Here is a 26,587-nt window from a genome sequence, read left to right as displayed (position 1 = left end):
TCACTAAGAAATCTCCGAAAATGATTAGCTTTTTTGATAAAGCACTTTATTTGAAAAGTTGGATTTCCTATATTGAGCCATAACTTTAAAATAACCTATTACCATGGACGCAACGCTTAAAAAGCAAATTTTAGACCAAGGCATGGACCTTGCCAAAGTGGAAGAGCAATTGACAAACTTCAGAGAAGGTTTCCCTTTTTTACCCATCGCAGCAGCTGCCACCGTAGGCAATGGCATTCTTCAAGTATCTGAAGAAAAGTTAAGTGAGCTACAGCAAAGCTATGTCTCCCATATTCAATCTAAGGTGGTCGTAAAATTTGTCCCAGCAAGTGGGGCTGCTTCCAGAATGTTTAAAGATCTTTTTTCATTTTTAGATGGAGATGGAGATATCAGTAAAAGTACTTTTGTCCAAAAATTCATTGAGCAAATTGATGGATTTGCATTTCGAGCGGAATTGGATGCTGTTCTTAAAAAAGCCGGTAGCTCCCTTGAGCAAGCCTTAGCAAACAAAGAATACCAGGGAATTGTAGGTGCTTTGTTAAATGAAGATGGATTAGGTTACGGACAACTTCCAAAAGGGCTTTTAAAATTTCATCATTACGAAAATAGAGACTGTACCCCTACCTATGAACATTTTGTGGAAGGTGTGATGTATGCCAAAGGTGCGGGAAATTCGGTAAGAATTCATTTTACAGTTTCTCCAGAACACGAAGAAAAATTCAAATCTGAAGTCGCTTCTATTAAAGGAGCATTGGAAGACCAATATGAGGTAGAATTTCATGTAAGTTACTCTCAACAGAAAAAGTCTACCGATACCATCGCAGTAACTATGGAAAATGAGCCATTTATAGAAGAGGATGGTAGCATTTTGTTCAGACCAGCAGGCCATGGAGCCTTATTAGAAAATCTGAATGAAATAGATGCGGATGTGATTTTTATCAAAAATGTAGACAATGTAGTGCCCGATCGCTTAAAATCTACTACGGCAGATTATAAAGTAGCTATAGGAGGTATTTTGCTTGAAGTACAAGCTAAAGTTTTTGAAGCGTTGAGAGGAATCGATGCAGATGTCTCTTATGAATCACTTAGGTTTGCAGAAACTATTTTCCAAGATGATTTGATGGGTAAACTCCCTATATTTTACGGTGGCCTGCCTCTTGAAGCTCAAGCTTTGTACATTCATAAAAAATTAAATAGACCAATTCGTGTGTGTGGGATGGTAAAAAATACTGGAGAACCAGGTGGAGGACCATTTTGGGTGACCGAGGATGATGGTTCCCTTTCCCTTCAGATTGCAGAGACAGCACAGATCGATCTTGAAAATGCCGATCAGAAAGCAATTTTTCAAGCTTCTACCCATTTTAATCCTGTGGACTTGGTCTGTGCTACTAAAAACTATCAAGGACAAAAGTTTGATTTGTTACAATTCAGAGATATGCGTACCGGTTTTATTACCGAGAAGTCCAAAAGCGGAAGAGACCTAAAAGCCCTTGAATTACCAGGATTATGGAATGGAGCTATGGCAGGTTGGAATACGCTATTTGTAGAAGTTCCATTGATTACCTTCAATCCAGTAAAGACTGTTAATGATTTATTAAGACCTGAACATCAAGGAATAGCTTAGGCTAAATTGAAGTTTTAATTGATTTTAGATATTAGTAGATATTAATTGATATTTGATATGAGTAGATTTTGAAATAAAGTTGAAATAAGGAAGAAATAAATCTTGATATGGATTGATATTGGAAATTAAAGATATTGGGATTTGTATACAAAACTAAAGGAGCATTAGCCCTGAGCTCTTCGTAGTACTGAATAAAGTAAGTCCAGGCAGAGGGGCGGCAGCCCTGATATCTTAATCTGACGGGGATTGAAATAAAGTGGAGATAAGGTTGAAATAAATTGAAATACTATTGAAGGAGGGTAAAAACATGACAGGTTTCCATCCGAATCGAAAAACAAACTACTTACATGAAGAAAAAGAAACTGGTGGTTTTAACAGGGGCTGGGATATCAGTGGAGAGTGGTATTAGTACCTTTCGTGATGCTGGAGGTCTCTGGGAAGGTCATGATATCATGGAAGTGGCCTCTCCTGAAGGTTGGCGGAAAAACCAAGACTTGGTTCTTGACTTTTACAATCAGCGAAGAAAACAAGCTGCCACCTGTGAGCCCAATAGTGCCCATAAAGAACTCGCTAGGTTAGAAAAATTCTTCGATGTACATATCATCACTCAAAATGTGGACAACCTTCATGAAAAAGCAGGTTCTACAAAGGTTCTGCATCTTCACGGAGAACTCTTTAAATCTCAAAGCACTCTTGATCCTTCTTTAATTTATGAGATGGATGGATGGGAAATTAAAAAAGGAGACACCTGTGAAAAAGGAAGTCAGCTAAGACCTTTCATCGTATGGTTTGGCGAAATGGTTCCGATGATAGAGCCTGCTGCTGAATTAACCGAAGAAGCAGATATATTTGCTGTAATTGGTACATCGTTGGCTGTTTATCCGGCAGCTGGATTGATAGAGTATACGAAAACCACTATTCCTAAATATTTGATAGATCCACATCTCCCTACTACCAGGAGTTATCTCAACCTTCGAAAGATTCCTGAAAAAGCAACTCTAGGTACGCTATTAATGTCAGAAGAAATTACTCGATTGTATGCATAAACGTGTTGCTGTTATTGGTGCAGGCCCTTCTGGCATCAGTGCTTTGAAAAACCTGTTGGATCAAGGCATTGAAGCTATTGCTTTTGACCGAAATTCAGAAGTTGGAGGAAACTGGATATTCAGTGAAAATGAAAGCCACTCCTCTGTTTTTGAAACAACCCATATCATCAGTTCAAAAACCCTTTCCCAATTTGAGGATTTTACCTTTGATGATTTTGATCCAAACATATCGGATTACCCTTCGCATGATGAATTGAGACGATATTTTCAAGCCTATGCCAGGCAGTTTGATTTATATCCTTACATTCAATTTGAAACCATGGTTATCAGCTGTAAGCGACTAGAAAATGGAGAATGGCTGATCTGTAGTGAAAAAGAAGGTGTCAATCATGAGGAGGTATTTTCACACCTTGTGGTATGTAATGGACATCACTGGAATCCACGCTGGCCTTCCTATCCGGGCGAATTTACAGGAGAATTTATACATTCTCATTCATTCAAAAAAGCGGCTCCTTTTTCTGATAAACGGGTTTTAGTAATTGGAGGAGGAAATTCAGCCTGTGACGTAGCCGTTGAGACAAGCCGTGTAAGTGCTTACACTGCCATTAGTTGGAGAAGAGGCTATCGGATTATTCCAAAATTCTTCTTTGGAAAACCATCAGACATTATTGGCAAAAATAGTAGTTGGATACCTACCAAGCTTCGAACTTTTTTCTTTGATGTATTACTAAAAGTTCTGGTTGGTGACAACAAATTATATGGTCTAAGGCCAGTGGAAACCAAATTCGGTGAAACACATCCCACCATCAATGATGAGTTGCTTTACAAAATCCGTCATGGTAAAGTGCATCCCAAGCTTGATATACAGCGATTGGAGGGAAAGTCTGTTGTGTTTGAAGATGGCAGTAAGGAGGAATACGATACCATCATTGCCTGTACAGGCTACTATTTATCACATCCATTTTTTGAACGAAATTTAATTGACTACAGTTCAGGACCAGTTCCTTTGTATCTGAAAATGCTACATCCCAGCATAGAAAATCTATATTTTGTTGGCATGTTTCAGCCCCTAGGTTGTATTTGGCCAGGTGCGGAATTACAGGCGAAAATAATGGCTAGAGAAATTGCAGGGAAATGGGAACGACCTAAAAACACCCCGGAACTTTGTCAAAAAGAAATAGAAAATCCACATTACAAGCAAATAAACACCCCAAGACACACCATTACAGTAGATTATCACAGATTTAAAAAAGAGCTTTTAGCACATTTACCGAAGGATTATGTACAAAAGAAGCCCCTTGAAATCAGTATTTCAAGGGGCTTAGATAAATAATTGGTATGCTTACTTACAGAATTTATCGATAGCTGTAGCAGCCTCAGGAAAATTAAGTTTCGATGCTAAAGTCAAATCCTCGCATCCTGCTTTTTTCTTATCTGTTGCTAGCTTGAGCATTCCTCTGTAAAAATAAGCTTCAGCGAAGTCTTTGTCCATTTTTATAGCAGTTGAATAATCTTTCAAAGCTTCTTCAGTATTTCCCAATTGGTGAAGGGCTCGTCCCTTCATAAAATAAGCCATCGCAGGTGCTCCAGCTGTTTCTACTGCATAATCTGCATATAAAAGAGCGTTGGTATGATTTTTCTGCTTTTGGTAAAGGTTGGATAAACTTAACATTACTTGCGTGTTTCTTTTATCCAAGTTTAAAGCATCTAAGAAATCTTTTTCAGCTTCCTGAAAATTTCCTAGTTCTTCATGGGCTCTTCCCCTATTGTAAAGTGCCTTTACATTTTTTGGCTTGGTTTCTAAGAAAGAACTGTAAGCGACAATAGCAGCCTCATAATCTCCTCTTTTAAACAACACATCTCCTTTTTGAGATTGGGTATCACCCGAACATGCCGCCAACATAACGAGTAGGGACAGTACCAACCATCGTAAATTCAAACTATTCTTCATTCCTAATATTTTATTAAACGGCTACATTATTTTCCCTCAATGCATCGTTTAAAGAGGTTTTTAAATCAGTTGATGCCTTTCTTTGACCGATGATCAACGCACAGGGAACTTGAAACTCTCCTGCGTTGAATTTTTTGGTCAGAGAACCCGGAATCACTACAGAACGATCCGGAACATATCCTTTGTATTCTACTGGCTCCGCTCCTGTAACGTCGATTATTTTTGAACTTGCGGTCAAGGTCACGCCTGCTCCGATTACAGCTTCTTTTCCAATTCTTACCCCTTCAACGATAATGGCTCTTGACCCTATAAATGCGCCATCTTCAACAATAACGGGAGCCGCTTGAACAGGTTCCAAAACTCCACCTATTCCTACTCCCCCACTCAAATGAACATTTTTGCCAATTTGGGCACAAGAACCTACGGTAGCCCATGTATCAACCATCGTGCCACTGTCTACAAAGGCACCGATATTTACATAGGAAGGCATCATCACAACACCTGATGCCAAATAAGCACCATAGCGAGCGATTGCATGAGGGACTACACGAACACCCTGTTTGGCATAGTTGGATTTCAATGCCATTTTATCATGAAATTCAAAGGGACCAACTTCGATGGTGCGCATTTTTTGAAGCGGAAAATATAGTATAACTGCTTTTTTTACCCAATCATTCACTTTCCAGCTTCCATCTTCCAAGGGTTCTGCACAGCGTAATTTACCTGCATCCAACTCATTGATGACCGTTTTGATGGCTATTTCAACATCTTTTTCCTTTAATAACTCCCTGTTTTCCCAGGCATTCTCAATTATATTTTGTAATTCCATATTTTTGTGGATAATCTAAATTTAATTTTCTTGATTCACATTGCCATCGCTTCCGTCCTAAAACCCGTTAAAGATGCTCGCGCATATTACAAGATGGCACTTTCACTGCGTGAAAAAAGTAAATACAGCATTAACATCATAGGTTTTTCTTCAAAAAATGAAACTTCGGACTCATCAATTAAGTTCAGCCCTTTACTAAATTCAAAAAATAGCAAGTGGAATAGATTCATAGCTGGATGGAAAATGTTATCGATCTTATCCAAACAACCGCCGCGCGTTCTAATTATTACAACATGGGAACTTTTACCTGCAGCTTGTATAGGAAAACTAATCTGGAAATGGAGCCTTATATACGATGTTCAGGAAAATTATTCTATGAATGTGCAATGGAATCAACCCTTTCTCAGTAGTTTCAGGAAAAACCTCCAACGAAGCATTATTCAATTCGTAGAAGGCATCTTTAAACGATGGATTGATCATTTTATCTTAGCTGAAAATTGTTATAAGACAGAACTTCCTTCATTTCAACCCTTTGACGTAATAGAGAATACTTTTTCAGGAAATGAAAAACTGCAAAAAAATATCCGCATTTCAGCAGAAAAGCCTATCCGTTTTTTAATAACAGGGACATTAACACCTGTATATGGTGTCATAGAAGGAATCTATTGGTTTCAATCGCTTGCCAAGCATTATTCGAATGTCCAATTGATAATTTTAGGACATTGTCCAATGGAAAAATTTGAACAAAAGTTAATAGATTTATTCTATGATGATACTCGTATTGTCTTGACTGTCAGTCAAAATCCTATTCCTTACAAACAAATACTTGAAGCATATGCTCAAGCTGACATTGTCTTGTTACCCTATCATCAAATACCTAGTATAGCTCCGAAGATTCCCAGCAAGCTATTTGAATGCCTAGCACTAAAAAAGCCCATGCTGTACCAACAAAATCCTGCATGGGAAAAAATGATCCAACCACACCTAGCAGGTTTTGGAATTGATTTTCAACAGCAAACAAACTATTCAGGCATCATAGAAAAAATCCTTTCTACGGAGTTTTATACCATAGAAAGGATTCCAGAAATACTTTGGAAAAACCAAGAAAAACAGTTTTTGAATTTAATTCAAAAACTTAGTTAACCTTTAGAAGGTTATTTTTAGTCCCACCCCTGTGGAAGTCATTCCAGCTAGTAATTGAAAGTCCAATGGTTTGGAACCCATAGGAATGGATGAATTATAAACATTGACAGCTAAATCTGAATTTTTAATAAATCCGGCGTCCAAGAGTAAACTACCAGCTACTAAGCCTGCCCCTATACCCAGAAAAGGTGCTGTTTCACTGAATGGAACGCTTCCTAATAGTCCTCCAATACCCCAACCAAGCAAAAAATAGCCCGGGTAAGACAAAACAGATGACCAAGTTTTATTTGTACGAGCACGTTTCATCAAAAGACTGGCCTCAGGATCTACACTCATGATTTCTCTGGCTTGCTTGAACGTGATAAATCCACCATTGAGGAAGAAATTACCTTGACCAAAACTGATTCTATCAGAAGGGATTTGTGCTTGAGCTTGGAAAATAAAAGCTATCAGGCAGATACTTAGGAGGAGTAATTTGCGCATACTTTGTTTTTTCTCCTAAAATAATAGGGTGGAATTCCATTTCCAAAAGTGCTGAACAAAATCTTTAGTGGCATTAGATTTTCCTGTACAAATTGATTGAATCAAGCCTTCTTTCACTTTTGAAGACTTATCCACCTTTTCCACACACACGTGGAAAATTATCCACTTTTTTTGCATTTTGGAAACTGTATTTTCAAGAATGGAAACTTCATAAATCTACCCTATTTTCTACTCCAAGTCAAAAATATTTGTTTTTAAAATACTTATTTTCAATGGTTTATATATTTTTTTAGGCAATAAAAATATAAGATTTAGGGATGACTAAATCGTAAAACACAGCTTATTTCAGGTTATCCACAAGTGTTTTAGACTCCCCTACTCTATTTTTTAGATTGGACTAAAACAGTATCTTTGTTAAAAATTATACGATGAACCTTACCTATTCGGAAGAAAAGTACCTGAAAGCGATTTATGAAGTATCTGAGGGAGGACAGAAAAGTGTTGCTACCAACGATATAGCAGCAGCCACAAAAACCAAAGCTGCCTCCGTCTCCGATATGCTTAGGAAGTTGAGTGAAAAAGAGATGATTGAATACAGAAAATATTATGGGGTCAATCTTACAGATGCGGGAAAAAAAATAGCATTAATGACCATTAGAAAACAGCGACTTTGGGAAGTATTTTTGGTAGAAAAATTAAAATTTTCTTGGGATGAGGTATCGGCCGTTGCAGATCAGTTAGAGCATATCCAATCGCAGTTGATGATTCGAAGACTAGATGAGTATTTGGGATATCCAAAATTTGATCCACATGGAGACCCTATTCCAGATGAATTTGGAGATGTAAGGGTACGACCACGCTTAGCCATTTCAGAAATGGATGTAGATGCAACAGGTCAAGTAGTTGCTGTAAAAGATAATAGCCCTGCCTTCCTTCGCTACTTAGATAAGATTGGAGTATATATTGGAGCCCGAGTTAAAATTTTGGAAAAAGTGGAATTTGATGGATCTGTTGAAATCTTGGTAGATAGTAAAAAAACAATTTTTATGTCCAAAGATATGGCCATCAACATCATGATCATGACCTAATAAAACAGCCGCTCCTAAAAGGGGCGGCTGATTGGTTTAAGCTTCATTATATAAGTTAGGCTCGTTTGATTTGTAAATTCAAAGAAGAGTATTCTTTTTGTTCAATGAACGGTTGTGCACGTAATCGTTGTCCTGTGGCAGCGTAGATGGCATTGGCAATAGCCCCGCCTGTTGGAGGCAAAGCAGGTTCTCCCAATCCAGTAGGTTCAAATCCTGTATCCAGATAATGCACATTGACTTCTGGAACTTCCTTCATTCGGATTAAACGATAACTATCAAAATTACGCTGTTTAGGCAAGCCATTTTCGAAGGTCAGGTTACCAAACATGGCATGTCCCATACCATCTACAATACCACCTCTCACTTGATGATTGGCACCGGTCGGGTGAACTACAACGCCACAATCAGTAACTGCTGTGATTCGCTTGAGTACGGGTTGATCGTTTTCCATTTCTATGTCTGCCACTTGAGCAACATACGAACGATGTGAGAAGTAAACACTGAATCCTTGTTTCACCCCTGAGTTTTTACCCCAGTTAGAGCGCTCAGCTGCCCCTTCTACTACACCAATCATGCGGTCTACATCGTAACCCAACTGACCCACAGGTTCATTTTTAGCTTTCTTCAATAACTCAAGACGAAAAGCTACCGGGTCTTTTTTAGCAGCCAACGCAACTTCATCTAAAAACGATTGCTCTGCATAAGCTAAGAAATTGGTGATTGGTGCTCTCCATGCATTGGTAGTCACTGTTGAGCGGTGATTGATATTTTCTATAAGTACGTTGGGTACTGCTCCTGAGGGGAAGTTATTTTCCCGGGTGGTATTTCCCGCATTCATCCCTGCACCTCTTAATTTGTACCCAATCATATTCCCGTCTTCATCCAAAGCTGCGGAGAATTTGTATCGGACGGCAGGTCTATAACCGCCTCCTGTGTTATCGTCTTCTCTACTCCATGTGACTTTTACAGGTTTCTCTATTATTTTGGATAACTCAGCTGCTTCCACCACAAAATCAGCCATCAATCTTCTACCAAACCCACCTCCTAAGCGGGTGATATCTACCGTTATATTTTCAACAGGAATATCCAACAATCGTGCAGTCTCCATGCGAGCCCGGTCTGGTGTCTGGGTAGGTCCGATCAATTCAGCAGAATCTTCCTTCACATGAGCAAAGAAATTCTGCGGCTCCATCGGAGCATGGGGTAAAAATGGACATTGATATTCTGCCGTTATCACTTGAGCTGCATTTGCAAAGGCTGCATCCACATCCCCATCCGAACGCATCACTTGAGCTGTTTTGGAATTCAGCATTTCGGCAAATAATCTATCATGATCAAATGTACTTTCCACTGCCCCATCCGGTTCGTATTCTACCTTTAGCATGCGTTTGGCTTTCATCAATGGCCAAGTGGATGTGCCCACGACTGCTACATTATTTTTGAAAACAACCACATCCGTAACTCCTTTAACTGATCGAGCTGCCGAATCATCTACAGATTTGATTTTCATGCCAAAGGGAGCACGTTGAATCATGGCATTTACCATACCCTCTCGATAAAAATCCAATCCAAATAAAGGTTTGCCGGTAAACATGGCTTGGTTTTCCACATTTTTAACCGGTGTTCCGATCAATTTAAAGTCCTTTGGATCCTTCAATGGGACTTCTTCTGGAATTTCCAAATTTGCAGCATCCATTACAACTTCACCAAAACTGATTTTCTTCTTACTGTTGGTGTGGTAAATCATGCTAGCTTCAGCATAGAGTTCCTCTTGAGGAACTTCTAATTTTGCAGCGGCGGCTGCCAACAGCACAAACTTTGCAGATGCTCCAGCCTTACGCAAGCGCTCCCACGAGTGGGGCATCGCACCTGACCCACCTGTTAACTGTCGTTCAAATCGTTTGTTATCCAAAGGTGCCTGAAGCACTCTCACTTTTCCCCAATCAGCATCCAACTCCTCTGCCACGATCATCGGAAAGGAAGTTTTGATATTTTGTCCCAGTTCGGGGTTTGGTGAATAAATCACAATATCCCCGTCCGGAGAAATAGAAAGGAAACTATTAAAATTATGGACTTTAGCCAGCACTTCTTCCGTACTTAAGACCTGTACCTTCGGTGTGTCACAGCTTGACCATCCAAATCCTATCAATAATCCTCCTGTTGCTGTTGCAGCAATTTTGAGGAAATCTCTTCTATTTGTTCTGATTGTTGCCATAATTATTTGGTTTTCGCTGCTAATGCAACAGCTTCTCTTATTTTATGATAGGTTCCACATCTGCACAAATTCCTGTTCATGGCATTTTCTATTTCTTCTATACTCGGCTTAGGGTTCTTTTTCAAAAAAGCAGCAGCCGTCATAAGCTGACCTGCCTGACAATACCCACATTGTGCAACATCTACCTCATCCCATGCTTTTTGTACAGGATGTGTGCCATCTTTCGAAAGCCCTTCAATCGTGGTCACTTCATCTGTTCCAACACTCGATACAGGTAAAGTACAAGAAAATGTTGCCTCTCCATTGAGATGCACCGTGCAAGCACCGCACTGAGCGATTCCACAGGAGTACTTAGTTCCTACCAAACCCAAGTGATCCCTCAACACCCACAACAAAGGAGTATCCTCATCAACATCTACTTGATGGGATTGCCCGTTAATTTTCAGATTGAAGTTAGCCATATGTCATATTCGTTATTTAATCTCATGAATGTAACAATTTTAAGACAGTTTCTTCCCAGAATTATGATCGAATATTTCAAATTTTGATGAATGACAGTCTCAATCTGATGAAAGGTTCCTGAATACGGTTCAATAAAGTGTAGATAAAGTAGTTTTTTATTCATTCCCAAATGGCCTATATTTAACTTTTAAATCAAACCATATAACCTTCATGAAAAAAATAAAAGCTGCTATTGTGGGTACAGGATTCATAGGTCCCGCGCATCTTGAAGCCTTACGAAGATTACCCAATATAGAAGTCAAAGCATTATGCGAAGCATCTATTGAGTTGGCTCGTGAAAAGGCAGAACAATTGGGGATTCCTCAGGCCTACACCTTTGATGAAATGTTGCAAGACCAAGAGATTGATGTGGTACATATTTGCACACCTAATTTTTTACATTTCCCGCAATCAAAAGCCGTTTTAGAAGCTGGAAAACACGTCGTCTGTGAAAAACCACTTGCTACCACTATAGATGAAGCTGCTGAATTGGTAGCTTTGGCTAAAGAAAAGGGATTAGTAAATGCTGTACACTTTAACCTTCGGTACTATCCAATGGTCAGACAAATGAAGACTATGAGAGAAAATGGAGAGCTCGGTGACATTTACTCCATCATGGGTTCATATCTACAGGATTGGTTATTCCTTCAAACAGATTACAATTGGAGACTGGAGCCTGACAAGTCCGGAGATTCTCGTGCAATTGCCGATATTGGTTCCCACCTTTTGGATTTGACTGAGTATGTTACTGGATTGAAAATTACCGAAGTAATGGCGGATTTTTCAACAGTTCATCAGACGCGCTTAAAACCTTTAAAAGCCATTGAAACCTATTCTGGAAAAATGCTTTCCCAAGAAGATTATGAGGAAGTTCCTATCACAACGGAAGATCATGCCAGCGTCTTGTTGCGATTTGATAATGGGAACAAAGGTTCTGTAACCGTTTCCCAAGTAAATGCTGGACGAAAAAATCGCTTAAATATCGAAATAGCAGGTTCCAAAGCAAATTTTGAATGGTGTTCAGAAAAACCTAATGAACTTTGGATTGGAAAACGGGAAACCGCCAACCATCACTTGATGAAAGACCCTTCCCTCTTTACCAAAGAAGCTGCTGGCTTGATATCTTTTCCTGGAGGACACAATGAAGGATTCCCGGATACTTCCAAACAAATGTTTAAGGAAGTTTATGCAGCGATTCGTAGCGGAAAGCAGCCGGATAATCCTAGCTTCCCAACCTTTGCAGATGGGCACCGGGAGCTGCTAATTTGTGAGAAAATCATAGAAAGTCATCGTAAACAAGCTTGGATAAAGGTGGATTAAAAATAATATGCTCATCCGCCAAACCAGCATGTGAATCTTTCAACTAATATCAAGTGGTTAATCGTCTACGATCGACATTCATCCACCCAAAGCCGATTGAAATTAGCTTCATGTAGTATTGTAAGTGGTAACTGCTTTGAAAGCAGGTATACATAAAAAAATTGTCCGATTGATTCACAAACTATTGACGGTCTTACTTTAGATATTTATTGAATTTGACTTCTGTTCAATTTCAATCAAATTAAAGTCACGTCAATAGTTTTTTTATTTTTGTATAAATTTCAGATCCTTGTCTACTTCCTTATCATTCCCTGAACTTCCAATTCAGCAGGTAATTCCTGAAGTATTGGAAAAACTTTCGAGATCCAATACCCTTATAGTCCATGCACCTCCTGGTGCAGGAAAAAGTACGCTCCTACCTTTGGCTATTTTAAAATCCAAACTGCTGTCAGGTTCAAAAATCTTGATGTTAGAACCAAGAAGACTAGCTGCTAAAACCATTGCGGAGCGGATGGCCTCATTACTTGGTGAAGAAGTAGGACAGCGAGTTGGCTACAGAATCAGATTTGATAGCAAGGTAAGTTCCAGCACTGAAATTGAAGTGCTAACTGAAGGCATTTTAACGCGCATGTTGCAACATGATAATGCTTTAGAAGGTGTTGGGTTGGTTATTTTTGATGAATTTCACGAGCGAAATATCCACGCTGACCTAGCGATGGCCTTGTGTAGAGAAAGCCAACAGATTCTTCGACCAGATTTAAAGATATTGGTCATGTCTGCTACGTTGGATATGCCACAATTAGAGAAGTTATTGGATTGTGAAACCGTGATATCGGAAGGAAAACAATATCCTGTAGAAGAAATTTACACGGGCAATACAGATGTGTTTACCATAGTAGAAACTGTAGCTGAAACAGTAGTTCGGGCAGCTAGAGAACAGACAGGAGATATTTTGGCATTTTTGCCAGGGGAAGGAGAAATCAAAAAAGCAATCGAGCTTTTAAAAAGACGTATTCCGGAGTTTTCGATTCATGGATTGTATGGTAAATTATCTCCATCAGCTCAGCATCAAGCCATTCGCCCCCATCCTGCTGGGAAAAGAAAAGTGGTACTCGCCACCTCTATCGCCGAAACAAGTTTGACGATAGAAGGCATTCGTGTAGTGGTTGATTCTGGCTTCACTAAAAAATCTGTATTCAACCCCCGATCGGGATTGAGTCGTTTGGAAACGGTGCAGTTGAGCAAGGATTCAGCTACTCAGCGAAAGGGGCGAGCTGGACGATTAGGTCCTGGCGTCTGTTATCGACTTTGGTCTAAAGCGAATCATCAATTTTTAGAAGATTTTAGAAGACCGGAAATTGAAGAAGCTGATTTATGCAATCTTGTTTTGGAACTACTGGGTTGGGGTGTGCAGGATATTTTTTCTTTATCTTGGTTGAGTCAGCCACCTAAAGGAGCTGTCAATCAGGCTTTAGAGACACTTTACCAAATCAATGCCTTAGAAAACAGAAGCCTTACCTCTCATGGAAAGTTATTATTAAAAATCCCTGCGCATCCCAGAATAGCACATATGCTGGTCACGGCAGAGGGAATGAATCTTTTGGGTTTGGCATGTGATTTGGCTGCTGTCTTGGAGGAGCGGGATCCACTTCCTCAAGAGAAAAATGTAGATATCAATATTCGTTTGGAAGCCTTGAGAAGGGCTCGCAAAGAAAAACTACATCAAAAGGGGTTGGCAAAACTTGAAAAAGTAGCCAATCACTATCGAAAACTCTTCCATAGTGAAGCAGATAATAGTATAATTGATCCTTATCAAACAGGCTTTTTACTAGCCAATGCATTTCCTGAACGAATCGCATCTGCAAGGCCTGGAAACAATGCCCAATTCCAATTAGCTAATGGTAAACTTGCGCAAATCCATCATCAGGATGACCTTGCGCATGAAGCCTGGTTAGCCATATCCCATATTGATGAACGAGATGGAATGGGTAAGATTTTTCTTGCATCCCCATTGCTTCCTACAGATTTGAAACCTTTAATTAAAAACCGGAGGGTGATCAAGTTTGATAAAGAAAAAGGAGTCTTGATAGCTGAAAATCAGTTGGGTATTGGAAGCATCGTTTTGAGAAGTGTTCCCCTAACTGATCTCAAGGCTGAGGAAGCATTGCATGCGATCAAAAACTTCATATATCAACAGGGGGTACATTTATTTAACCTGAATAAAGAGGCTGAGAATCTAATCAATCGCATTGAATCCCTTCGCATCTGGAGCCCCGATTTGGGATTGCCCACCTATTCCTTGAAATATTTGTTTGAACAGGATTTAAGCTGGCTGGAGCCTTACTTGAATACTATCAAGCGCACAGAGGATATTTACAAACTTGATATAACATCTATTTTATGGCATACCCTGAGTTTTGAACAACAGCAAACGATCGAGGCTTTGGCCCCATCCCAGCTTCAAGTACCAAGCGGTAGCAAAATCAGCATCCAATACAAATCAGATGGATCAAACCCGTTGTTAGAGGTTCGGTTACAGGAATTATTTGGTATGATGGAGAGCCCTAAAGTTTGCAATAGTCAAGTCCCTCTCACCATACACTTACTTTCCCCAGGATTCAAGCTAGTCCAAATTACCAGTGATCTAAAGAGTTTTTGGAATGACACTTATTTTGAAGTAAAAAAAGAGTTGAAACGCAGATATCCCAAACATTCATGGCCTGATAATCCATTAGAAGCAGAAGCAATTAAAGGTGTAAAAAGAAAACCAAATATGTAGTCAAGCTTAAACTAAAAAATAGACTCAATTAAGTCTACTCTTGGTGCTCTTCATCGAGGTAAGCGATCAGATTCAAGAAACAAGCTAAGGTAAATGGAGTAACTTGAATTTCATCAAGCGCACGAAGGTAATCGTCTTTTATTTGATGGTAACGTTCCGGATTGAATAGCTTAGCTAAAACGATACCTCTAGCAGAGCGATAGGTGAAATTTTGGGTGACTATGGGTCTATCCAAATTTGCATTGAAGTACTCTTCTAAAGCATTCCCTTCTAGCAGTGAATCCAGCCAGTGAAAGCCTTCCTTAATTAGGAATTTTTCAACGGTCTCTATATACGTTGGAATTTCTTTTTCATCATGAATCACAAATCTTCTGGGAAATGATTCCTCTATTGCGTCCATTGTTTCAACCAGCGTAACACTTTTTTCTTTATAATCACCTAAGGAAGGTAAAAATTTATGAACAATGTATTCAACTTTATCTATACGGATTCCTAGGTTATACTCTAAAACAGTCACATCCTTTTGTTGTGTTAAATGGAAAAATACAATTTGTTTCCCGTAGACATTTTCTTTTACATAATGTAAAATTGAATTGTCTATGGTAAATCCGAAATCTTCTAAAAAATTTCGATGTAACTGCATGATTTGTATTTTTTCCATACTTAAATAACCCATTAGTAGGGTTTTTTGTTGTGCTTTATGATTCCAGAATTTCTTTAATCTCAATCAACATTTGCTCTGCTTCAACTTTTACTGCGAGAAATTCACCAGAATTTTGATCAACATTATTTAAAAAATGATTCCAATGCTTTTCAGCTTTTTTAAGTACCCTGGGGGTTATATCAAACTCCACAGTATCCAAATATTCTTTTGCTAAAGAGGACGATTTGAAGTTACCAAACAGAAATATCCTATATAAATCCACAAAACTGTCTGTTAAGTCGAATCCCTCTAACAATTGAACAAGATAACCATTTTTAAATTTATTTGCAGGCTGATGTATCAAATCAAAGACAAATTTTAGCGCTTCTCCATTGTTTTCCATTGCAGATAGAGTTCTGGCTGCGAGAAAACTAGTATCCGTATCATCACTTTGCATCAGTGGTAAAAGACGATTCATGAGATCATCCCCTCCTATTTTGGCGAGTTTATCTGAATAGAGATATGCCTCTGATTCATTCTTATCACACATTTTCTCTAATAATTGATCTATTTCCTGTTTCATAGAGGAGGTTTTATAAATTTGGAACAAAAATAAGACCATTATTGGGTGGAAGAAAGAGCAATGGAGCAATTAAAACTGGAAAATCATCAACTCAATCATGTGATGGAACTATTCAATCAGAAAAAACTCTCTGTTGAGCATGTACCAGCGCACTATAAATTACACATTTACAGTTCAGAGCAGGAAACGATTGCAGTTGTTCGGTACAGCATTTATCAGGAATTCACTCCTGAAGGAATTTTTCAGGCAAGGGAGTTTTTTAATCATGTCATAGTTGCGGTTCGTGCAGGATTGGCCGGTTTGGTATGTTATGAAAATCAAGAATTGGTGGATCATAAAGTTTTTCGCGCCTACATGGTAAGAAAAAAACAAGGAAAAAGTCAAATCAAGTATTTAAAAACCAAAGGTAAGTCTCGCGCTGGTTCACGTGTCCGATTGGGTGAAACCAAGGAATTTTTTAAACAAATAGCTGAACGCTTGCAAGATTATGAAGCTCGCATGCGAGTGGATCATGTATTCCTGAGTTGTGCGACAACCTTAATCCCTTATCTCTTTGAGGATAATAGTTTTTTGAAAACAGCGAAAATACAGAAGCAAATCAGTAAAATTCCCTTTCATATCCAACAACCCACCTTTGAGAATCTTCTAAAAGCACACCATCAATTAACCTTCAATCAAATTTTAATTAAAGAAAATCAATTCGTTAATACTCAAGATATAAATGATTTTTTATCACAATCAGATGAATTTCGTCCCTCCCATGATGATTGGTGATCAAATTGGAACAGTTATTGGTAAATAACAAATAAAATAGTAAATCCCTTGAAGCGTTTTCTCCTGCTCTTATTTATTTGTTCTGGTTTAATTAGCAATTCTTATGCACAGCGCTATGGGACAGCTGTTGGGCTGCGATTAGGCAGTAATGATTTTAGTAGAACAGTTGGTATTTCAGCCAATCAGCGAATCTTGAGGCATACCACCTTGGAAGGCATTTTACAATCTGACTTTTCCCGTAATACCACCTCACATCTCCTCATCAAAAACCATAAGCCACTCATCTCAAAACGATTTAATTACTATTATGGCGGAGGTTTTTCATTTGGACACGAAGAGAGTTTCGTCAAAAATCGTGCTTCCAAAGAGATCATCCACACCTACGGTAACCCTACTTCGGGGATTGATTTAGTAGTAGGTGTAGAAGCAACTGTTTTAAGTACTGTCATTTCTTTAGACTACAAACCCAACTTCAACATGGCCGGCAGAGAAGAATTTGTCCGTGGTCAAGTAGGCGTTTCTGCAAGATGGGTACTCGTGACTGGAAAGGAACAGGACAAGAAGTGGAGACAAAAGAAAAGAGTCAAGCGAAAAGCTGCGCGCGAACCTCTAGGAGACCGCATCAAGAATGTCTTTAAGAAAAACTAATTCAGCCATCATTCTTTTTTTTTACGAATTTCCTTTAAACCATCATTTTATCCTTTTGCATAATTTTTAAGTGCCTGATTTTTATTTTTTGGTAAATTAATAGAAACAATCAAGCAACTATGAAAAAATTTAACCTGTATTTGGGGTTACTGGTTCTGCTGTTATTTTCAGCCGATCTATTTGCCCAAGAAAAGAGTATTCTAGCACAGCTAGAGGAGGTCGCCATCATCGACCAAAAAGTGATGATGCCCATGCGGGATGGAGTTCGCTTAGCCACGGATATTTATCGTCCCAAAACAGATCAACCAGTTCCTATCGTATTTTCCAGAACACCTTATCAATTCAATTCCTATAGAGATGGAGAATTAGTTACTCGAACCATGCAAACAGCCTTAGAATATGTAAAAAGAGGCTATGCTTATGTTGTACAAAATGAGCGAGGCCGTTTTTTTTCAGAGGGAGAATGGGAAATCTTGGGAGCGCCACTTACAGATGGTTACGATGCGTATGAGTGGATGTCCAATCAATCTTGGAGCAATGGCAAAATCGGCGCTATTGGATGTTCGTCCACTGCAGAATGGCAAATGGCTGTGGCCAGTTTGGACCATCCTGCCAATACAGCTTTAGTAGCCCAAGGCTATGGTGCCGGTGTGGGTAGAATTGGTAATTATTATGAGCAGGGAAACTGGTACAGAGGCGGTGCTGGACAGATGTTATTTACTGCATGGCTTTATGGTGTACAACATGATCCTATGGCGCCTAAACTTCCAGAAGGAATTTCTCAAGAAGATTTACAAAGAATACAGCGATTTTACGATATGGGCCCTCGCTATCCAAGAGTAGATTGGAGTCAGGGGCTTAGTCATTTGCCGGTACAAGATATTATCAAAAATGTCAATGGCCCTAAGGGAATTTATGAAGAGATGATCACCCGTAAACCTAATGATCCTAAATGGTTTGAAGGTGGCTTGTTCCATGATGATATGGATTTTGAAAAACCCGCATTTTGGTTTGTGTCCTGGTACGATGTCGCTTCTTCACCTAATTTGGCAATGTATAACCATATACAGAAAAATGCCAAGACCGAGGTAGGAAAAAACAATCAATTCTTAATCATTGGCCCTACCCTACACTGTGCTTTTTTAAGAGCCACAGAAAATACGGTTGTAGGTGAGCGAAGCATGGGAGATGCAAGATTGCCTGACCCAGAAATTACCTATGCTTGGTTTGACTATTGGTTGAAAGGTGAAGACAATGGCATTTTAGAATCCATGCCAAAAGTAACCTACTTTACCATGGGTAAAAACGAATGGCAGACATCAGATACCTGGCCTCCTAAAGAAGCTCAGATGACTACGTATTTCCTAGATAGCAAGGGAAAAGCAAATAGTAGACTAGGCGATGGTGTTCTCTCGACCAAGAGACCTGGCAGAGACAATCCTGACACCTTCCAATACGATCCTATGGACCCAGTCACTTCTTACGGAGGTAATGTGTGCTGTACAGGAAATGCTGTACAAGGCGGTTCCTTTGATCAGCAGGAAATGGAATTGAGAGAAGACATTTTGGTCTATACCTCCGAACCATTGGCTGAGGGCATAGAGGTCAGTGGTTTTATTGAAGCCAAGTTATACCTATCCACAGATGTAAAGGATACTGACTTGACCATCAAAATCATTGATGTTTATCCTGATGGTAGAGCCTACAATTTAGATGAAACCATCCAACGGGTTCGTTACCGTGAAGGTTATGAAAAAGAGGTATTTATGGAATCAGGTAAGGTGTATGAAGTCAATATGACTCCTATGTCAACCTCCAACTATTTTGAAAAGGGTCACCGCATCCGTATCGAAGTTTCCTCTTCCAATTTCCCACGATTTGATCGCAACATGAATACAGGAGGCAATAATTACGATGAATCTGAAGGTATCGTGGCCACAAACAAAATCCACCATTCCAGCAGATATCCGAGCAGTATTCAATTGCCGATTGTGAAGAGGTAGTCATTAGACGCTAGAAGCGAGATACTAGAGATTAAACTCAAAAAAACTAGATGAAGGAGAAAAGAGGTAATGTAGAATTTTGAATGATGATTCAAGCATTGAGTTCAGATCAAAATTCAACCTTCTTCCCTTCTCCTTCATCCTTTACATATCATTCGAATTCAAGAATACCTTTTCGTGAATAGCTGAATTTTTCACAATTCCTCGATACCATTTTTCACGAAGCAACTGTTTTTCTTCTTCACTTAGGTGAAAGTTTTGGATATTAGTTTGAGACTGGACTTTTCGGATCAAGTCGAAAAGAAAAATGGAAGCGGCTACTGAGATATTGAAACTCTCAGTAAAACCCATCATGGGAATATGTACTAATTTGTCTGCTTTAGCTTTTACTTCGTCTGACACTCCGGCGTATTCGTTGCCAAACACCAAAGCTATTTTTTGAGAAACGTCCAACTCATGAATGGAAACACTGCCTGCATCTGGGCTAGTTGCAATGATTTGGTAACCATCCGAACGGAGTTGATCAAAGCAATTGGTAACGGCTTGTGACTGTTCATTCGTATGCTTATGAATATCCACCCATTGTGCAGCCCCGCGGACTACATACGGGTTGACTTCATAAGAATGCTCCTTTTCAATGATATGGATATCCTGTATCCCAAAACAGTCCGCTGTCCGCAATACCGCTGAAGCATTATGTGGTTTATAGATATCCTCCAATACCACTGTAAAGTAGCGCGTACGCTGCGCTAATACCGCTTCAATCAGTTGGCGCTTATGAGGCGTCACATAATGGCTCAGGTACTCGAAAAATGATTGGGAACTAGTCATGATCGTCGAATTGTAAAACCTGTGCAGTTTACAAAAAGATTGCAAAAAAGAAAAAATCCTGGAAATATCATCAACGAGCACGAATCTATTCAACTCCTACCGGAGTTGAGATTTCACCAAAATCTAATCCATCCTTGACCCCGAGTGGTAACTCGTGGCTAATAACCTTCGGTAGTTAACTCCTATCGGAGTTAAGATCTCGGAACAATGGAGCAAAATAAAAAATGTTTTCTATTTCCTTTCCGTGGATTCAGCGCTTTCTGCGAGCGCCGACATCGTACTGGATTGAACTCCTATCGAAGTTGGTCTCCCAAAACAGCCAATCTAGCAAATAACCTTTTTCATTTTCCTTTCTGCGACTTCAGCGACTTCAGCGCTTTCTGCGAGCCCCAATTGGCGTCAGCCAACCATTTGTGCAGATCTGTGAAATTCTATTCTAAAATCTGTGTCAAAAATTCATCATGCCGTATGAATTCAACTCCTACCGGAGTTGGGGTTTTCCCAAAATGTAATCCATTCTAGACCCAGAGTGGCAACTCGGGGCTAATAACCTTCGGTAGTTAACTCCTATCGGAGTTAAGGTCTCGGAACAATGGAGCAAAATAAAAAATGTTTTCTATTTCCTTTCCGTGGATTCAGCGCTTTCTGCGAGCGCCAACATCGTACTGGATTGAACTCCTATCGAAGTTGGTCTCCCATAACAGCCAATCTGGCAAATAACCTTTTTCATTTTCCTTTCTGCGACTTCAGCGACTTCAGCGCTTTCTGCGAGCCCCAATTGGCGTCAGCCAACCATCTGTGCAGATCCGTGAAATTCTATTCTAAAATCTGTGTCAAAAATTCATCATGCCATATGAATTCAACTCCTACCGGAGTTGGGGTTTTCCCAAAATGTAATCCATTCCAGACCCCGAGTGGCAACTCGGGGCTAATAACCTTCGGTAGTTAACTCCTATCGGAGTTAAGGTCTCGGAACAATGGAGCAACATAAAAAATGTTTTCATTTTCCTTTCTGCGACTTCTGCGCTTTCTGCGAGCCCCAATTGGCGTCAGCCAACCATTTGTGCAGATCTGTGAAATTCTATTCTAAAATCTGTGTCAAAAATTCATCATGCCGTATGAATTCAACTCCTACCGGAGTTGGGGTTTTCCCAAAATGTAATCCATTCTAGACCCAGAGTGGCAACTCGGGGCTAATAACCTTCGGTAGTTAACTCCTATCGGAGTTAAGGTCTCGGAACAATGGAGCAAAATAAAAAATGTTTTCTATTTCCTTTCCGTGGATTCAGCGCTTTCTGCGAGCGCCGACATCGTACTGGATTGAACTCCTATCGAAGTTGGTCTCCCAAAACAGCCAATCTAGCAAATAACCTTTTTCATTTTCCTTTCTGCGACTTCTGCGCTTTCTGCGAGCCCCAATTGGCGTCAGCCAACCATCTGTGCAGATCCGTGAAATTCTATTCTAAAATCTGTGTCAAAAATTCATCCTGTCACATGAATTCAACTCCATCCGGAGTTGGGGTTTTCCCAAAATGTAATCCATTCCAGACCCAGAGTGGCAACTCGGGGCTAATAACCTTCGGTAGTTAACTCCTATCGGAGTTAAGGTCTCGGAACAATGGAGCAACATAAAAAATGTTTTCTATTTCCTTTCCGTGGATTCAGCGCTTTCTGCGAGCCTCCCTTGGCTTCAGCCAGCCATCCTATTGTGTTGCACAAGCCTAGATGACACATCCTCTATGTAACCAATATAAAATTTGTCTAGGGTTGGAGAATGAAGAATGTAAACAAAATATTTCATGACAGGTACAAATAAAAAAGGACAACTATCGTTGTCCTTTTGAGAGCCTCCTATCGGGATCGAACCAATGACCTACTGATTACAAGTCAGTTGCTCTACCAGCTGAGCTAAGGAGGCTTTTTTTATTTTCAGACCCTTTGTCTGAATTGGTGATGCAAATATAGATGGCTGAACCAAACGTGCAAAACCTTTTTTAAAAAAAAATAAGGAGATTTAATTATCTCCTTATTTATGAGTGAATTAAAATTCTCGAATGATTGAAAGTTTTTTCTTGAGCTTCTCAATTTCGGCCTCTGCCTTATTGATTTTGTCCTCAAATTGAACTTTTAACTTGTCAGCGGTTTTGGAAGCTGCAAAGAATTCCAAATTATTTTTCCACAAGCCAATGTTATTTTCAAGATCTGTAATCTGCTTTCGGATTCCAAATTCTTTTTTATTCAGAGCACGATTACCATTTGGATCTGCTTGAAGCTTGTTAAGATTTAATCGGAACACAAAGTCCTCCCTACTCTCACCAGTAGAACCAAGTGCTTCTACGTATGTATCTACAGCCTGATTAAACTTCGCTAAGATTTCCTTGATGTTTTTACGAGGAACAAAGCCAATGGTATTGTATTGATTAATCAGTGCCTCCAAGGTTTCCTCTGATGGGCTTTCTTTCGCAGCAGCCAAAATATTGGCAATCACCTGTTCTTTCAGTTTTAAATTATCATCGTATTCCTGGGTTGCTTGCTGATTTGCATTTCGTTTGTTCTCAAAGAATGAATCGCATGCCTTTTTAAAGCGCTTATAAAGTTCATCCCTTACTTTCTCTGGTGTAGGACCTATCTTTTTCCATTCCTGCTGTAGGGAAATCATTTTGTTGGTAGTTTCCTGCCATTTGGTATCATCAACCAATGCCTCAGCTTTTTCAATCAGTTCCTCAGCTTTTTTCTTATTAGCAAGTCTAATTTCATCTAACTCCTTGAAAAAAAGGTTTTTTTGATGAAAAAAGTCTTTAAAATAACCCCAAAATTGCTTGTTTACTTCCTTACCCAGTTCTCTTGGAACAGGTCCTGCTGCCTCCCATTCTTTTTGAATACTGAGTACCTCTTTCGTCTTTACATTCCATTCTTTGATTTTACTTGCAGTAAAGTCTTTGTAAGAGGCAATTTTTTGAATCAATGCTTCCTTGATTTGAAGATTCTCTTTGAGTTTGCCTTTCTGATCTTCGTAAAACTCTTTTCTTCTGTCGTAAACAGCGTCAGAAGCAGCCTTGAATCGTTGCCAAAGTGGTTCTTGCTCTTCTCTAGGTACTGGACCTATATGCTTGAACTCTTCATGCAAGTCATTAAGCGCTTTAATGGCATCTTTGAGATCCTCTAATTTTACAAGTGCTTCCGCTTTTTCACAGATTTCTAATTTTTGCTCTAAATTTTTCTTGCGATCTAGCTCTTTCAGCTCAAAATAGATACTTCTATTGTCATAGAATCTATCCATTAGCGCATTAAATGAAGCCCAAAGATTTTTATTGATATTAGATGGTACCGGCCCTATTTTTTTCCAATCATCTTGGATTTGCTTGATTGCGTTGATACTGTGTGTAGTCTCCTCACTATCCACCAACTCTCTTAATTTATCTAAAATGTTATTTTTTAAATCAAGATTTTTTTCCTTCTGTTTTTCAAGCGCCTTGATAAACTGAGTACGTCTTTCTCTATATAGGTTATAAGTAGCAAAAAATAGCTTATCATCTTCCTGAGATTTGTATGAAAAATCATCTGCTTCGCCCCCTCCAGCAACAAAGGAATCCATAGCTTCCTGCTTTTCATGCGAAAATAGCTCATCAAAACAAGATTTGATCGTAGCTACTTTTTTATCGAGTGATAAAATATTATCAGCATCCACAAATGATTTTAATGCCGAAATCAACTCTTTCTTCGAAAAATGAGAGTAATCGATATCCTCTTCTTCATCCTCCGTTTGTTCTTCTCCTGCATCTTCTTCCGATGCTGAAGATTCTGTTTTGGATTCTGCTACGACTTCTTCTGTAGCCACAGACTCAGGAGTAGCTTCTACTTCCGCTGTTTCTTCAACAGGGCTTTCTGCACTATCCGAATTTACCTGCTCTTGAGAATTATCGACTTCTTCATTGATCGATTCTGCGGTTGCTTCCTCTGTTGTATTTTTAATTTCTTCATTACCCTCAACTGTTGAAGCAGCTGGAGTCACCTTACCTTCTTCAGGCATTTCTTTCTCTTTGTCCATAATTGAAACTTACTTTATAAAGCGCTTATCAAACAAATGTAATAAAATTGTCTAATTTAATCTTGGGTCAATTGGATAATTTGCCATTTGTTGATACTCTCCTCCCATATTTTTCAATATAAGTTTCCATAACTCTTCCGGAGAAGCATCAAAAATATTTTCTGTATCGATTTTATCACAAAGTATCCAAGTTTGTTGATCTAACTCTTCCTGCAGCTGACCTTCGGCCCAACCTGAATATCCAATGAAGAAACGAACATCATCTTCTTTTAAATTACCATTTCGAATTTCAGTTAAGAGTTTTTCAAAATCCCCACTCCACCATAACTCATCCATAAGTGAAATACTATCCTCTAGCAACTGACCCCCTCTATAGATAAAATGTAAGGTATTTTGTTCAACAGGCCCTCCCACATAAACATCAAGTGGATTTAAAAGGTCTCCGTCTAACAATTCATCTAACTTAAGAATAGAAAGTTTGTTTAAAACCAATCCAAATGACCCATGCTCATCATGATTGCACAGAAGTACCACAGAGCGAACAAAATTCTCATCTTGTAAAAATGGCTCTGAAATCAAAAGTTGGCCGGCTTTAGGCTTATGTGTAAACTTTGCTTTCATAAAAATGTTGTTATTTGGCATTTAATATAATTCTAAATTTTTTAAATGCAATAACTCAATTAATTTTAAGCAATCAAGTGTAATCCATATGAAATTAGCAGATATCCGAATAGACTATTCTCTCAAATCACTAGACAGTACAGATGTTGCTGAAAACCCAATACAGCAATTCAATCAATGGTTTGAAGAAGCAATCCAAGCTAAAGTAATGGAAGCCAATGCCATGAACCTAAGTACTCTTGGAAAAGATGGCTTTCCAAACAGCAGAATTGTATTATTGAAAGGAGTAGATCACGGCTTTGTCTTTTATACCAATTACCAAAGTGCTAAAGGTCAAGAATTGATTCATGACCCTAAAGTAGCGTTGACCTTTTTTTGGCCGGAATTGGAGCGGCAAGTACGTGTTGTAGGAAAGGCAGCCAAAGTTTCTCCAGAAGAATCGGATGAATATTTTTTCTCAAGACCTTTTTCAAGTCAAATAGGTGCATGGGTTTCTCCTCAAAGCCAAGAAATCCCCGATCGCAAATATTTAGCAGATCGCGAACAAATGTATTCCAAAGAATTAAGCCCCGAAACTATCAAAAGACCACCTCATTGGGGAGGTTTTAGGATTACCCCTATTGAAATTGAATTTTGGCAAGGAAGACCTAGTAGACTACACGATCGTATTTTGTATACATTACAAGGTACCGAAAAATGGTCGATCAAAAGAATTGCCCCTTAAATGGGGCAATGTTACTTTAAGTTAAATAAGTTTTCTACACCAAGCATTCGCTCCACGGTGAATCCCTCCCCATACTTGGACATAATGCTATGACCAAACTCAATCGCCCTTGACTCAATGAAAGGAAGAAAACTTTTGGATGAAATAAAACTTTCAGGCTCTTGGCTATTGGGATCATAAAATTGAGAAGCAAATGCCTGAATGCTGGCAAGTTTTATTTCCCAATACGGTGTAATATCTACTACAAAATCCGGTTTGATAAAATTATTTTGAATATAATGGTAGACAAATGCAGGTCTCCAAGGCTGTTGAGGTTGACCTTCTAAAAAGGTTTCAATTTTACGCAAGCCACTCATAAAACAAGCTTTACTAGCTACTGATGCTCCTTTACCATGATCAGGATGCCTATCCGAAACAGCATTTGCCAGCACAATCTCGGGTTGATATTTTCGGATCATTTCTACAATCTTCAATTGATGAGCTTCATCATCCTTGAAAAACACATCCTTGAAGCGCAGATTTTCTCTAGCTGATAATCCTAATATCTGAGCAGCTTTGGCGGATTCTTGTAGTCGAAGTTCAGGATTACCCCTTGTACCCATTTCACCCATGGTAAGATCAACAATTCCTACTTTGTACCCTTGAGCTACATGTGCAGCAATGGTGCCTGAGCATGCTAACTCAGCATCATCAGGATGCGCTGCTATGACCAATATATCTAATTTATTCATAA

Annotated in this window: 22 protein-coding genes and 1 tRNA gene; 11 read left to right on the top strand and 12 right to left on the bottom strand. The window is 39.1% G+C overall.

Going from position 1 to position 26,587, the window contains the following annotated elements; all coding sequences use genetic code 11:
• Positions 1 to 103: 103 nt before the first annotated feature.
• From IPZ59_RS14955 to IPZ59_RS14945, 3 genes are all read left to right on the top strand, one after another.
• Positions 104 to 1,624, top strand: coding sequence for a DUF4301 family protein (locus IPZ59_RS14955; RefSeq protein ID WP_236136849.1), 1,521 nt, complete (start codon positions 104 to 106; stop codon positions 1,622 to 1,624).
• A gap of 347 nt (positions 1,625 to 1,971) precedes the next feature.
• Positions 1,972 to 2,670, top strand: a complete 699-nt coding sequence (locus IPZ59_RS14950; protein ID WP_236136848.1) for an SIR2 family NAD-dependent protein deacylase — start codon at positions 1,972 to 1,974, stop codon at positions 2,668 to 2,670.
• Positions 2,663 to 4,003 (top strand): flavin-containing monooxygenase, encoded by a 1,341-nt coding sequence (locus IPZ59_RS14945; protein WP_236136847.1) that lies wholly within the window; start codon positions 2,663 to 2,665, stop codon positions 4,001 to 4,003. Before IPZ59_RS14950 ends, IPZ59_RS14945 begins: the two co-directional genes overlap by 8 nt.
• Positions 4,004 to 4,012: 9 nt before the next feature.
• On the opposite strand, the gene IPZ59_RS14940 is transcribed toward IPZ59_RS14945, so the two are convergent.
• Together IPZ59_RS14940 and IPZ59_RS14935 are read right to left on the bottom strand one after the other, a co-directional pair.
• Positions 4,013 to 4,621, bottom strand: a complete 609-nt coding sequence (locus tag IPZ59_RS14940; RefSeq protein ID WP_236136846.1) for a tetratricopeptide repeat protein — start codon at positions 4,619 to 4,621, stop codon at positions 4,013 to 4,015.
• A gap of 13 nt (positions 4,622 to 4,634) precedes the next feature.
• Positions 4,635 to 5,450 (bottom strand): 2,3,4,5-tetrahydropyridine-2,6-dicarboxylate N-succinyltransferase, encoded by an 816-nt coding sequence (locus tag IPZ59_RS14935; RefSeq protein WP_236136845.1) that lies wholly within the window; start codon positions 5,448 to 5,450, stop codon positions 4,635 to 4,637.
• A gap of 243 nt (positions 5,451 to 5,693) precedes the next feature.
• Between IPZ59_RS14935 and IPZ59_RS14930 the strand changes: the two genes are divergently transcribed.
• Positions 5,694 to 6,593 carry a glycosyltransferase gene (locus IPZ59_RS14930; RefSeq protein WP_236136844.1) on the top strand — a complete coding sequence of 300 codons (900 nt, stop codon included), beginning with the start codon at positions 5,694 to 5,696 and terminating at the stop codon, positions 6,591 to 6,593.
• Between the two features lie 3 nt (positions 6,594 to 6,596).
• Here IPZ59_RS14930 and IPZ59_RS14925 read toward each other — a convergent pair whose 3' ends face one another.
• Positions 6,597 to 7,076, bottom strand: coding sequence for a hypothetical protein (locus IPZ59_RS14925; protein ID WP_236136843.1), 480 nt, complete (start codon positions 7,074 to 7,076; stop codon positions 6,597 to 6,599).
• Positions 7,077 to 7,504: 428 nt separating this feature from the next.
• Between IPZ59_RS14925 and IPZ59_RS14920 the strand changes: the two genes are divergently transcribed.
• Positions 7,505 to 8,164: a metal-dependent transcriptional regulator gene (locus IPZ59_RS14920; RefSeq protein ID WP_236136842.1), complete on the top strand. Its 660-nt coding sequence runs from the start codon at positions 7,505 to 7,507 to the stop codon at positions 8,162 to 8,164.
• A 55-nt stretch (positions 8,165 to 8,219) separates the two neighbouring features.
• Here IPZ59_RS14920 and IPZ59_RS14915 read toward each other — a convergent pair whose 3' ends face one another.
• Positions 8,220 to 10,379: a xanthine dehydrogenase family protein molybdopterin-binding subunit gene (locus IPZ59_RS14915; RefSeq protein ID WP_236136841.1), complete on the bottom strand. Its 2,160-nt coding sequence runs from the start codon at positions 10,377 to 10,379 to the stop codon at positions 8,220 to 8,222.
• 2 nt (positions 10,380 to 10,381) lie between these two features.
• Positions 10,382 to 10,840, bottom strand: coding sequence for a (2Fe-2S)-binding protein (locus IPZ59_RS14910; RefSeq protein WP_236136840.1), 459 nt, complete (start codon positions 10,838 to 10,840; stop codon positions 10,382 to 10,384).
• Between the two features lie 211 nt (positions 10,841 to 11,051).
• On the opposite strand from IPZ59_RS14910, the gene IPZ59_RS14905 reads away from it, so the two are divergent.
• Entirely contained in the window at positions 11,052 to 12,200 is a 1,149-nt protein-coding gene (locus tag IPZ59_RS14905) for a Gfo/Idh/MocA family protein (protein ID WP_236136839.1), read from the top strand.
• Positions 12,201 to 12,489: 289 nt separating this feature from the next.
• Positions 12,490 to 14,979, top strand: a complete 2,490-nt coding sequence (gene hrpB, locus IPZ59_RS14900; protein WP_236136838.1) for an ATP-dependent helicase HrpB — start codon at positions 12,490 to 12,492, stop codon at positions 14,977 to 14,979.
• A gap of 34 nt (positions 14,980 to 15,013) precedes the next feature.
• Here the strand turns inward: hrpB and IPZ59_RS14895 are convergent, their stop codons facing one another.
• Positions 15,014 to 15,640 carry a hypothetical protein gene (locus IPZ59_RS14895; RefSeq protein WP_236136837.1) on the bottom strand — a complete coding sequence of 209 codons (627 nt, stop codon included), beginning with the start codon at positions 15,638 to 15,640 and terminating at the stop codon, positions 15,014 to 15,016.
• Positions 15,641 to 15,677: 37 nt separating this feature from the next.
• Entirely contained in the window at positions 15,678 to 16,205 is a 528-nt protein-coding gene (locus IPZ59_RS14890; protein ID WP_236136836.1) for a HEAT repeat domain-containing protein, read from the bottom strand.
• 45 nt (positions 16,206 to 16,250) lie between these two features.
• Here IPZ59_RS14890 and IPZ59_RS14885 point away from each other — a divergent pair, with 45 nt between their 5' ends.
• The 3 genes from IPZ59_RS14885 (at position 16,251) to IPZ59_RS14875 (ending at position 19,630) form a co-directional block, all read left to right on the top strand.
• Positions 16,251 to 16,979, top strand: a complete 729-nt coding sequence (locus IPZ59_RS14885) for a hypothetical protein (RefSeq protein WP_236136835.1) — start codon at positions 16,251 to 16,253, stop codon at positions 16,977 to 16,979.
• 48 nt (positions 16,980 to 17,027) lie between these two features.
• On the top strand, positions 17,028 to 17,627 hold the full coding sequence (locus IPZ59_RS14880; RefSeq protein ID WP_236136834.1) for a hypothetical protein: 600 nt from the start codon (positions 17,028 to 17,030) through the stop codon (positions 17,625 to 17,627).
• Positions 17,628 to 17,746: 119 nt separating this feature from the next.
• The gene (locus IPZ59_RS14875; RefSeq protein ID WP_236136833.1) at positions 17,747 to 19,630 is read left to right on the top strand and encodes a CocE/NonD family hydrolase; all 1,884 of its coding nucleotides are present in this window, start codon (positions 17,747 to 17,749) and stop codon (positions 19,628 to 19,630) included.
• A 144-nt stretch (positions 19,631 to 19,774) separates the two neighbouring features.
• On the opposite strand, the gene IPZ59_RS14870 is transcribed toward IPZ59_RS14875, so the two are convergent.
• From IPZ59_RS14870 to IPZ59_RS14855, 4 genes are all read right to left on the bottom strand, one after another.
• Positions 19,775 to 20,461 (bottom strand): TrmH family RNA methyltransferase, encoded by a 687-nt coding sequence (locus tag IPZ59_RS14870; protein ID WP_236136832.1) that lies wholly within the window; start codon positions 20,459 to 20,461, stop codon positions 19,775 to 19,777.
• A gap of 1,845 nt (positions 20,462 to 22,306) precedes the next feature.
• Positions 22,307 to 22,379, bottom strand: a tRNA-Thr gene (locus IPZ59_RS14865).
• Between the two features lie 123 nt (positions 22,380 to 22,502).
• On the bottom strand, positions 22,503 to 24,509 hold the full coding sequence (locus IPZ59_RS14860) for a DUF349 domain-containing protein (RefSeq protein WP_236136831.1): 2,007 nt from the start codon (positions 24,507 to 24,509) through the stop codon (positions 22,503 to 22,505).
• A 51-nt stretch (positions 24,510 to 24,560) separates the two neighbouring features.
• Positions 24,561 to 25,130: a YqgE/AlgH family protein gene (locus IPZ59_RS14855; protein WP_236136830.1), complete on the bottom strand. Its 570-nt coding sequence runs from the start codon at positions 25,128 to 25,130 to the stop codon at positions 24,561 to 24,563.
• An 88-nt stretch (positions 25,131 to 25,218) separates the two neighbouring features.
• Between IPZ59_RS14855 and pdxH the strand changes: the two genes are divergently transcribed.
• The gene (pdxH, locus tag IPZ59_RS14850) at positions 25,219 to 25,854 is read left to right on the top strand and encodes a pyridoxamine 5'-phosphate oxidase (RefSeq protein ID WP_236136829.1); all 636 of its coding nucleotides are present in this window, start codon (positions 25,219 to 25,221) and stop codon (positions 25,852 to 25,854) included.
• Between the two features lie 11 nt (positions 25,855 to 25,865).
• Here the strand turns inward: pdxH and bshB1 are convergent, their stop codons facing one another.
• Complete coding sequence (gene bshB1 / locus IPZ59_RS14845; RefSeq protein WP_236136828.1) at positions 25,866 to 26,585, bottom strand: bacillithiol biosynthesis deacetylase BshB1; 720 nt, start codon at positions 26,583 to 26,585, stop codon at positions 25,866 to 25,868.
• Positions 26,586 to 26,587: the final 2 nt, after the last annotated feature.

It is taken from the genome of Mongoliitalea daihaiensis (assembly GCF_021596945.1).
Lineage (GTDB): Bacteria > Bacteroidota > Bacteroidia > Cytophagales > Cyclobacteriaceae > Mongoliitalea > Mongoliitalea daihaiensis.
The sequence above is the reverse complement of the archived record's forward strand: the minus strand, read 5'-3'. Positions and strand labels throughout refer to the sequence as shown.